Origin of the sequence: Rheinheimera metallidurans (assembly GCF_036983985.1) — a bacterium.
Lineage (GTDB): Bacteria > Pseudomonadota > Gammaproteobacteria > Enterobacterales > Alteromonadaceae > Alishewanella > Alishewanella metallidurans.
On record NZ_JALAHQ010000001.1, the window covers coordinates 958,184 to 969,750 of the forward strand.

General features: G+C 45.9%; 5 protein-coding genes. All 5 read left to right on the top strand.

From position 1 onward, the window contains the following. Nucleotides 1–41 precede the first annotated feature (41 nt). The 5 genes from MN199_RS04550 to MN199_RS04570 all read left to right on the top strand — a co-directional run bounded on the left by MN199_RS04550 (nt 42) and on the right by MN199_RS04570 (nt 11,567). Nucleotides 42–5,858 carry an MG2 domain-containing protein gene (locus MN199_RS04550; protein WP_335738555.1) on the top strand — a complete coding sequence of 1,939 codons (5,817 nt, stop codon included), beginning with the start codon at nt 42–44 and terminating at the stop codon, nt 5,856–5,858. 20 nt (nt 5,859–5,878) lie between these two features. Beyond that, nucleotides 5,879–8,212 (top strand): penicillin-binding protein 1C, encoded by a 2,334-nt coding sequence (gene pbpC / locus MN199_RS04555; protein WP_335738556.1) that lies wholly within the window; start codon nt 5,879–5,881, stop codon nt 8,210–8,212. A gap of 68 nt (nt 8,213–8,280) precedes the next feature. Further along, entirely contained in the window at nt 8,281–9,426 is a 1,146-nt protein-coding gene (rlmC, locus tag MN199_RS04560; protein WP_335738557.1) for a 23S rRNA (uracil(747)-C(5))-methyltransferase RlmC, read from the top strand. A 73-nt stretch (nt 9,427–9,499) separates the two neighbouring features. Beyond that, nucleotides 9,500–10,168 (top strand): translesion DNA synthesis-associated protein ImuA, encoded by a 669-nt coding sequence (gene imuA, locus MN199_RS04565; RefSeq protein WP_132582815.1) that lies wholly within the window; start codon nt 9,500–9,502, stop codon nt 10,166–10,168. Between the two features lie 4 nt (nt 10,169–10,172). Then, entirely contained in the window at nt 10,173–11,567 is a 1,395-nt protein-coding gene (locus tag MN199_RS04570) for a Y-family DNA polymerase (protein ID WP_335738558.1), read from the top strand.

Here is an 11,567-nt window from a genome sequence, read left to right on the forward strand (position 1 = left end):
ATCATAAGAAAGCATCTATTTTGACAATACAAGGATAGTTTATGCCTGGTTCAGCGTCTTTTCTTAATAAAGTTTTTGGTTCGGTAAATTGGACTGCACCCCATTGGCTACAGCGGCTTAACTATCAGGCGAAACAGCAACCTATTAAGTTTTGGGGTGGCTTTGTATTGTTAATTACCATGATAGGCGTTGGAATAGGTGGTTATTACTATTATCAGCATTTACCTAAACCGTTGCAGGTAGTGGCGAGCGTACACGGCCCTGAATTAGGCGATTATCAAGACGATGTGGAACAACCAACTTCGGTTACGCTAACCTTTGACTACGATTACGACACAGGCAGCCGCCAAATTATGCCGGTTACGGCACTGTCAGCTGCGCGTTTAGATTTAATTGGCGAGGTGTTAACCGATGGTGTGACTATTAGCCCCGCTATTGCCGGTAAATGGTTATGGCAAGATGAAAACAGCTTGAGCTTTACCCCCGAGCAAGCGTGGCCAGCAGGACAGCAATATCAGGTAACACTGAATAAAAGTATTTTTGCTAACGATATTAATTTAAGCAAGCAGCAATACCGTATTGATAGCCAACCGCTAACGGCAGAAATTAATCGCTTGCGCTTTTATCAACACCCGACCGAGCCGAGCACGCGTCAGGTGGTGGCCACGTTAAACTTTAGTCACCCAGTATTGCTTGACAGTGTGAAAAAACAATTATCGATGCTGATGCGTACCAGTGACAGCCATAAAACTAGTAAAGCGCAAAGCCTCGACTTTACCTTAACTGCCGATAAAACCAACCGCGAGTTTTACCTGCAGTCTGTGCCGTTAACCTTGCCAGAACGTGAGCAATATTTAACGGTATTATTAAACGCTAAGGTTACCGCGTTGCAAGGTGATGGCAAAACCACCGAGCAACAAAGCGAGCAGCTACTGGTACCTGATAAAAGCAGCTTTTTAAAAGTGGATGAAATACGCACTGACATTATTCGCACGCCAGAGCTAGAGCCCGAGCAAATGCTGCTGCTTAGTTTTACCGATCGTATTAGCCGGCAAGAACTGCAACAAAAACTGAAGTTATATGTATTACCTAAGCACCCAAAGCGTAACTCAAATTACTGGGCCGTGGGTGAAGTAAATAGTACCGTGTTGCAACAAGCCAATTTGCAGCAATTTGAGCTAATGCCAACCCCAGAGCAGCACAGTAATGGCTTTAGTATTAAGCTAGATTTGCCTGAAGGAGCCAGCGTATTTGTTAGTGTGCCTAAAGGGTTACGGTCGGTTAGCGATTTTACGCTAGCTAATGAATACCGCGACGTTATTAGAGCACCAGAATATCCTAAAGAAGCGCGGGTAGTAGGTGAAGGCGCCATGCTTACGCTAAGTGGTGAGCAAAAGCTGCAGTTGCTAAGCCGTGGCGTAAAAGGGGTAAAGGTAAAGCTATTTAAATTATTACCGGATCAGCTTAATCATTTTATTAGCCAAACCGGTGGTGATATCAGCCAGCCTTATTTTAATAGCTATGGCTTTGATGAAACCAACATTAGTAGTGTGTTTGAAAAAACCTTTAGCTTAGCCAATAGCCATGCAAAACAAGCTAATTACTTAGCCTTAGAGTTAAAACCTTATTTAGCTAAAGCTGGCATGGGCATGTTTGTTATTCAGTTGTCTGAATTTGATCCTAAGCACCCAGAGGATGAGGGCTCACAGTTAGATAAACGCGTGGTCTTAGTCACCGACTTGGGCTTATTGGTTAAGCACAATGCCGATAGCTCACAACAAGTATTTGTTATGTCGGTAGCCAATGGCAAACCGGTAGCCGATGCTAAGGTTGAGTTACTGGGTAAAAATGGCGTGCCAGTACTTAGCGGTACAACTGATGCACAGGGCTCGTTACTGCTAGGTAAAACTACCGGCCTTAAGCGTGAGCGCGAACCTGTGGTGTATTTAGTTAGTGCCAACCAAGCCGGCATTAGCGACAGCAGCTTTATACCTTATGACAGATACAGCCGCCAGCTTGATTACTCTAAGTTTAATACCGATGGCCGTTATCAAGATGAGCAAACTGCCAAGGCGCTTAGTGCCTATATGTTTAGCGATCGTGGCATTTATCGCCCGGGTGAACAGGTGCAATTAGCGGCTATTATTCGCCATAACGACTTGTCATTAGCCGAGCAAAAGCTGCCATTAAAAATACAGGTGCAGGGGCCGCGCGGTACCACATTTTGGCAACAGAATTTCAGCTTAACTGAACGTGGTATGCACACTTTTAGTTTGGACACTGAGCCTAGCACCGACACCGGTAACTATAACGCCAGCATCAGTTTGTTAGACAGTAAAGGTAACGCTAAGCAATATTTGGGTTCGGTAGATTTTTCCGTTGAAGAATTCCAACCCGACACGCTGAAAATTAGCAGCAGCTTTAACCAAAGCGGTAAGGGCTGGTTAGCGCCAGAAAACTTACAAGCAAATATACAACTAGATAACCTGTTTGGTACGCCGGCGCAGCAGCGCAGAGTAACCGCCAAGTTTGAATTAATTCCTGCCAGCTTTAGCTTTACTGAATATCCCGAGTATCGTTTTATTGCGCCACAAGACGACAATATTAAAACCACGCGAATTAAACAAGACCTAGACGAACAGCAAACCGATGCCGATGGTAAAGCCAGTTTTGTCCTACCGTTAGAGCAATACAGCGGCGGTACTTATCGCTTAATGCTAACCAGCGAGGGCTTTGAAAGTGGCGGTGGTAAAAGTGTGCGCAGTATGAGTAGCGCCTTGTTATCACCGCTAAGTGCGCTTATCGGCGTTAAAAGTGATGGTGAGCTAAGTTATTTGAAAAAACAACAAAGCCGCAGTTTAGCGTTTATCGCCATTAATAATGCGTTACAGCAAATAACCTTAGATAACTTAAGCCTGAAGCTAGTAGAAAAACGCGCGCTGTCTAGCTTAGTAAAACAAAACGATGGTACTTATCAGTATCAAAGCATAGTGCAAGATATTACCGTATCTGAAACGCCATTTAGTATTGCCGCAGTGGGCACCCCTTATCAGTTACCCACCGACAACGCCGGTGATTTTGAATTGCAGCTAAGCCAAGACGGACAGCTAATGGGTAAAGTGGCTTTTAGCGTAATTGGCGCAGGTAACATTAGCGCGATGCTTGAGAAAAACGCCGCCCTAAGTGTGCGTTTAGATAAAAGTGATTATAAAGCTGGCGATTGGATAGAACTTAACATTACCGCGCCTTACACCGGTGCGGGTTTAATTAGCATTGAAAGTGACAAGGTACATGGTTTTAGCTGGTTTACTGCTGACACTACCAGCAGCATACAGCGTATTCGTTTACCAGAGGGCATAGAAGGTAATGCCTATATTAACGTTAGCTTTGTTCGCGGTGTTGATTCTGATGCGCTGTTTGTTAGCCCACTCAGTTATGCTGTGGTGCCGTTTAATATCGACCGTAGCAAGCGCCAATTAGCTATTAGCTTAGTAGTGCCAGAAGAAGTGCGGCCAGGTAAAACCTTTACTATCGGCTATAAAACTGATCGCCCAGCCGATTTACTGCTTTACGGTGTAGATGAAGGTATTTTGCAGGTCGCGGCTTATAAGCTTCCGGATCCGCTGTCGCATTACCTGCAAAAACGGGCACTGCAAGTACGTAGCTTGCAAATGCTTGACCTTATATTGCCAGAATTTAATGCCTTACAACGCCAGCGCGCCGGTATCGGTGGTGACACTGAACGCATGGCGATGGCAGGTATGATGCTAAATAAAAACCTGAACCCCTTTGCGCGTAGAGCCGAGCAACCAGGCGTGTTTTGGTTAGGTAAGGTAAAAGCTGATACTGAACTTAACACCGCGCAAGTAAGCGTACCGGCTAGCTTTAGCGGCAACCTTAAAGTAATGGCGGTAGCGGTAAGCGAACAAGCGCTAGCGGCAACCAGTAAAGATTTACGCGTGCGTGGCCCCTTTGTGTTAACACCTGAAGTATTAACCAGCGCTGCGCCAGGTGATGAGTTTGAGGTTAGTGTTGCCGTAGCCAATGGTGTTAAAGGCTCGGGTAAAGATGCGGCTATTACGGTGCAGTTAAACTTGCCTGCTAATTTAACGGCAATAGGCGAGATTAAACAGACATTAAACATAAGCGAAAATAGCGAGAAAAGTGTGCATTTCCGCGTAAAAGCGGGTGAGCAGCCCGGCGAGGCTAGTATTGGCTTTAGTGCTCGCTATCAAGAGGATGAACTACTCGAAGAAGCTAATCGCAATGTGAGTTTAAGCATTCGTCCTGCCAGCAATTATCAATCAACACTGCATGCGGGTTATGCCAATAACGGGCCGGTAAAGCTAAATACTCGTATGGGTTTATATCCCGAATTTGCTGAGTTAAATGTTATCGCGTCGGCTAACCCGTTGGTATTGGCTGACGGCTTTACCAATTATTTAGCGCAATACCCGCACGGTTGCACCGAGCAAGTTGTGTCGCAAGTTTTTCCTTGGATCGGTTTAGTGCAACAACCATCGTATCAAGCACAATGGCCGCAGCTTAATGAGAAATTTGCCGTACTGATACAAAACTTAGCGCAACGGCAACAAAGTGATGGCGGCTTTAGCTTCTGGCCGGGAGGCTACACCAGTGCTGATTTCCCTAGCATTTATGTCATGCATTTCTTGCTAGAAGCCCGTGAGCAAGGCTTAGCCGTGCCAGATTATATGTATCAGCAAGGGCTTGAGTATTTGCTTAATGTTGCGCGGTTAAGTGGTGCCAACTTATATCAGGCTAGGTTACGCGCTAACGCTATTTATTTGCTAACCAGCAGCGGTGTTGTAACTACCAACTATTTGGTTGAGTTACATGAACGCCTAGAAAAGCAGCATAAACAGGCATGGCAAGGTGATATTACCGCTATTTATATGGCAGCCAGTTACCAGTTGCTACAAAAGCCTGAGTTAGCTCAGGGCTTATTGTCTAGTTATCGGTTAGGCAAGGTATCAACCTTGCAACACGATTATTTAGCGCGCATTGCTGCACCGTTGCCGCCCTTTGCTAACCCTGAGTTTCAGTCGCAGCTGAGTTTAGACGCGCAGTATGTGTATCTATTGGCAAACCACTTTAGTGATAAGGCGAAAGCCTTAGATGGCAAGCAAATTTTGCAACTGCTGCAGCCGGTATTTGATGGCCAGTACAATACGATATCTACCGCCTATTCGGTATTAGCGCTGGCGGCATACAGTAAATTACAACCTAATATTGATGACGCATCGGTAGCGTTTTATCAGTTAGATGGCAAAGGTGAGCGAAGTCAGCTAGCCCTAGCTGATAATAAAACGGCGATGCCAAGTGCGGCCTTTAATGTTGCCGCTGAGCAGATCGTCATTGAAAGCCAGCAGCAGTTATTTTATGCCGTAAACGAAGCAGGTTTTGCTAAGCAACCCGCAACTAAAGCGGTAGCTAATCAGTTAGAAGTGGTACGTGATTACCTAAATGCAGAGGGTAAGGTAGTAACGACGGCCAAACAAGGCGAGGAATTAACCGTGCGCTTACGTGTGCGCAGTTTAACTGATACTTGGCATAACAACGTCGCGGTAATTGACTTACTGCCTGCTGGGTTTAGTGTAGTACGCAGCTCAGTTGCCAGGCAGCAACATGGCTGGCGCGCCGATTATATTGATATTCGCGAAGACCGTATTGTTTACTTTGCGCCGTTTGGTCCGAAAATGACCGAGCTGACTTATCAAGTAAAGGTAACCGCAGCCGGTAATTTTGTCATCCCAACGGTGCATGCAGAATCAATGTACGATCGTTCTGTCAACGCGAATACGGCCGCTGGGCGGTTCGTGGTAAGCCCGGCACACTAGATGTTATTAACAGTATGGCCATGTTAAAGCGTAAATGGGTGCAAGCGTTATTAATTGCACCCGTGCTATTACTGCTAGCGGGGTTACTGGCGTTACTGCTAACGCCTAAGCCCCAGCTCTATCCGCATTATCAACAAGCGAGCGCCTATTTTGCCACTAATGGTCGGTTGCTTAGCTTGCGCTTAGCTGCTGATGAGCGTTATCGTTTGCGGGTAGCACTTAGTGATATTGCACCTGAGTTACAACAAGCCACCTTGTTGTATGAAGACCGCCAGTTTTATCAGCATATTGGTGTCGACTTTTTAGCGGTAGGCCGTGCCTTTTGGCAAAGCATTATTAAAAGTGGCCGTCGCCAAGGCGCGTCAACAATTAGTATGCAGTTAGCAAGGTTACGGTTTCAGCTAAACACCTCTAACTTTAGCGGTAAACTGCAACAGCTGTTTTACGCGTTATGTTTAGAGTGGCACTACAGTAAAGATGATATTTTAGAGGCCTATTTTAATTACGCGCCCTATGGCGGTAATATTGAAGGAGTAGAAGCCGCAAGCTTAATTTACTTTGGTAAAGAAGCATCACGACTAACCTTACCAGAAGCCTTAGCGCTGAGTGTCATTCCACAAAACCCCAATTTACGTAGCCCACTAAGTAAGCAAGGTCAGCAACAACTTGAACTAGCGCGTCAGCGTTTAATTAACCTATGGCTAGAACATAAACAGAATACAGCACTAAGTAGCAGTAATACCAAGCGTTTAGCTTTACCGCTAAGCTATTTTACCCGCGCTGATATCCCTTTTAACACACCACATTTTATTAACCAACTGCTGGCTCAGCATCATACTGAAGGCCGGTTTTATACCAGTATTGAACATGATTTACAGCAACGGATACAGCGTCAGGTTAGGGCGTATTTAACCCGTCATAGCGATAAGGGATTTACTAACGCCAGTGTATTATTGGTAAAACGAAGCACCTTACAAGTGCAAGCTTGGCTAGGCTCGGCCGACTTTGATAACACTGAGATTTTCGGTCAGGTCGATGGCGTTACGGCAGCACGCTCGCCAGGCTCGGCATTAAAACCCTTTGTCTATGCGTTAGCATTGCAACAAGGCATTATTCATCCACAAAGCTTACTTAGTGATTTACCTCGGCGCTATGGCAGCTTTAACCCCGAAAACTTTGACCGCCAGTTTTCAGGGCCTATTACCGCAACTGATGCGCTAATTAATAGTCGAAATTTACCTGCGGTGCAGCTACAAGCAAGGTTAAGCCACCCTGATTTTTACCAGTGGTTAAAACAAGCGGGAGTGCCACTGGCCAAAAGTGCGGACTATTATGGTTTAGCCTTAGTGCTTGGCGGTATGGAAATAAGTATGGCGCAGTTAGTGCAGCTTTACGCCATGCTGGGCAATTCTGGCAACTGGCAACCTCTAACTTGGCAAGCCGAGCATAAAGCGCAGGCCACAAGCCAGCAATTTTTAAGCCCTGAAGCTGCATTTTTAACGCTAGATATGCTGCGACAACTGCCAAAACCACAGGCGAGTTTAGTGCAACAGTTAACAGAAAGTGCCCCTGTTGCTTGGAAGACAGGTACTTCCTATGCGTTTCGTGATGCCTGGTCTATTGGTTTAAGCGGTGATTATGTGCTCGCCGTATGGTTGGGTAACTTTGATGGTAGCAGTAATCCCAATTTAGTGGGGCGCAGTGCTGCCGGGCCATTATTATTTGAATTGCTGGCGTTATTACCCGAACAGCCCGAGCTTAATCAGCGGTTGTTTACCCCTTCAAGCAAATTGAATGTTAAACAGGTTGCCCTGTGTAGTCGTAGTGGTGACTTGCCAAATAAGTATTGTCCGCAAACACAACTAGGTTGGTTTATACCCGGAGTGTCGCCAATTAAGTTGTCTGATGTACATCGTGCGGTGCCAATATTTACTAATACAGGCTTGCGAGCTTGTTGGCACCAGCCACCTAAAACCCAGCTTAAGGTATTTGAATTTTGGCCATCTGATATTGCTAAGGCCTATCAGTTATCAGGTGTGGTGTTGGCACAACCACCGGCTTATCAACAGGCTTGTATTAACCAGCCTATAGTGTCACAGCAGAGCCCACAAATTCGTTCGCCACAAAAATATGTTACTTATCAGCTAGGTAAAATAACTGAACAACAACAAATTGCTTTGCAAGCCAGTTTTGATGGTGCGGTAACTCAAGCGCACTGGTTTATTGATAATCGCTATCTGGGTGCAGTTGCACCAGGTGAAACACTATTTTGGCAAGGCGAGGTGGGGCAGTTTCAGCTGCGGGTCGTAGATAACCTAGGTGGTGTAGCCAGCCAGTATTTATCGATAGAATAAGTTAATTTTTGCTGCGTGATTATAAAAAGCTGCGTTAAAATAACGGCTGAATATAATCAGGCCATTGTATGTATTGTCACCATTTTGAAGCCAAACGCTGCCAGTCTTGCCACTGGTTATATAAGCCCTATTCACAACAGTTAGCCGATAAACAACAAGAATTAACTCAGTTAATTGCGCCGCTTAATGCCGAAAAAATACTTGACCCCGTACCGAGTAGTGAACAGGCGTTTCGCTATAAAGCAAAAATGGTGGTGCTAGGCACAACAGAGCAGCCGATCTTGGGTATTACTAATGCACAAGGTGAAACTGTCGATCTTGCTGATTGTCCGTTGTATCCCAGCAGTTTTGTGCCGGTGTTTGCCTTGTGTAAGGCCTTTATTTCGCGCGCTAAGCTTACGCCGTATCATATTAGTTCGCGCTGTGGCGAGCTTAAATATATCTTGCTAAGCCAAAGCCTGCATACCGGCCGTTTTATGCTGCGTTTTGTGTTGCGGTCAAAAAATTGTCTAGCCTCAATACAAAAGCATTTACCTTGGTTATTGCAACAGTTACCCGAACTTGAGCTCTGTTCAGTTAATTTACAGCCACTACCGGCAGCGGTATTAGAGGGTGACACTGAAATTTTACTAACCGAGCAACACCTATTAGCCGAACGTTTAAACCACATTCCGTTATATTTACAGCCGCAGAGCTTTTTTCAAACACAGCCGGTAATGGCGGCATGTTTATATCAAACGGCGGCGAACTGGGCCACAGAGTTACAGCAGCAACAGGGTAGCTTTAACACTATTTGGGATTTATTTTGTGGCGTTGGTGGTTTTGGTTTGCATGTTGCCACGCCAAAACAACGCTTGATAGGCATTGAAATTGCGCCAGCGGCTATAGCTTGCGCTAGTCGCTCAGCTACTGAGCTAGGTTTTGTTGATATGCAGTTTCAAGCTCTTGATTCAGCAGCTTTTGCACATTCAGTAGCCCAAGCGCCGGATTTAATGGTCGTTAATCCGCCACGACGTGGCCTTGGCCAGCAGCTATGTCAGGACATAACCCGTTTAGCCCCGGCATGGTTACTGTATTCTAGCTGTAATGCAAAAACCTTAGCCGACGATCTCACGTTGCTTACGGGGTATAAGTTATTAAAAGTTCAGCTGTTTGACATGTTTGCCCACAGCAATCATTTTGAAGTGCTAACACTATTACAGCGTCAAGCCTAACAAGGCACTTGCATCCTGGTTAACACGGATTATACTGTATCAATATACAGTATAGCTTGGCGGCGAGGCGGCAATGTCGGCTTTATTAGAGCAGTTAACACGGCGTCAACTGTTGTGGCGCGGTAACAACCAACAAACGGCTTATCAAGCGGTTGCAACTGGCTATGCCGAGTTAGACCAACAACTGGCGGGCGGTTTTCCGGCAACTGGGCTAATAGATATTCAAACCGCTTTCGGCATTGGTGAGTTGCGTTTGCTGCTACCTTATTTGCAACAACAGCAACAGCATTCCGCGCGCTTGTTAGTACTTATTTCACCGCTAGCCCAGCCCAGTGCCGATATGTTGGCTGCAGCAGGCATTAACCTTGCTCAGTTAGTGATTATTTCACCAAAAAATAATAAAGAGGCGTTATGGGCGGCAGAGCAATGCTTACAAAGTGGTTGTGCTAGTGCGGTGTTGTTGTGGCAAACGCCTATTAAACTGGCACAGGCTAGGCGTTTGCAGCTTGCTGCCGAGCACGGACAGGCTAGCTTAGTTATATTTAGGCGACCACACCTTGGTTTAAGTTTACCCGTTAATTTAAGTATCAAGCTGACCGCACACCCACAAGGCCTGCAGTTAACGGTATTAAAGCGTAAAGGCGGTTGGCCCACATCACCATTTTTACTCAGAATGCACAGCCGTTGGCCGCAACTTTGTCTTAATAGCCAAGCGTGGCAAACCGAACGTAAAGTGGGTTAACGCTGTGCTGTATTTATATTTGCAGTTTCCGGCGTTGCAGCTAGAAAGCCTAACGAGTGAAACCACGGTAAAATTACCTATTGCCGTGGTAGATGAAAAACACCAAATTGTGCAGTGCAATAAGCAGGCAACAGAGCTTGGTATCAAACTGGGTATGCAGTTAGGCACGGCTGCCGGGTTATGTCCTAACTTACAGCTTATTCCTTACCAAATTGATGCTCAGCAACAAGCACTACAAAGTGTGGCGCAACAGTTGTACCAAGTAAGTAGCGATATTGCCTTAGACCCACCATCGGGCTTGTATTTACGTTTATGTAATATGCTGGCGCTGTATCAGGGGATTAACGGTTATTGGCAAGCGGTAACGGCAGAACTAGCTTTACTGCCATATCAGTATTTTTATGCTACCGGCGGCACGCCTTTTATTGCCAAATGTTTAGCTCGGTTACAATTAAATAGCGTATCAGATAACGTCAGTTCATCTTTTGAAATAGTAAAGCGCAGCCCGCTTAATGCCACCGAGCTAGACACCGATATACAGCAGCAACTGACTCGGTTAGGGATCCATAATCTTGGTCAATTACTTAACTTAGCAACCGCAGAGCTGGCGCGACGCTTTGATAGCCGGTTACTCAATTATCTTGGCCAATTACGGGGCGATTTTTACCATGCACTTAATTATATTCAGCCACAGCAAGGTTTTAGCCGTTATCTTGAATTATTGTACGACATTACCGACACCAAGGGCCTAACAGCACCGCTGTCTTCACTGTTAACGCAGTTAGAACAGCAGCTCACACGGGCCAATGCTCGGTGTCATCAATTGCAGATCAGCCTGTTTTTTCGTGCTAAACCCGCTTTGTTATTAGAGGTTGGCTCAGCTCAGGCTGAAAGCAGTGCAAAGCGCTGGCTCACCTTATGCCAGCACCATTTAGAGCGATTAATGTTGCCGGAGCCGGTAACCGGCCTAAAGCTTAAAGTACATAGCTTTACTCGCCCGCAGCAGCTTAATGATGACTTGTTTCAGCCGCAACAAGGCAATGTTTCTGCGTTACAGCTAGTTGCTACGCTGCAAGCTAAGTTGGGTAACGCGGCGGTAACCGGGCTTAATTTAGAAAATCAACATTGGCCCGAACTGGCCAGTAGCCAGCATTCCCCTCTGATGTCGGCCAATCAACAGATAGCAGCATTAACGCTTCGGCCCGCATTTTTATTAGCTAAACCCTTGCCACTTAACGAAACAATAGAGATTAATAGCGGGCCAGAACGTTTATGCCAAGACGGTTGGCAGCTGCATGCACAGCGCGATTACTTTGTTGGCCGCAGTAAGACGGGGCAATGGCTATGGCTATATCGTACGCCAGAGCAGCGCTGGTTTGTGCAAGGGCTATTTAGCTAA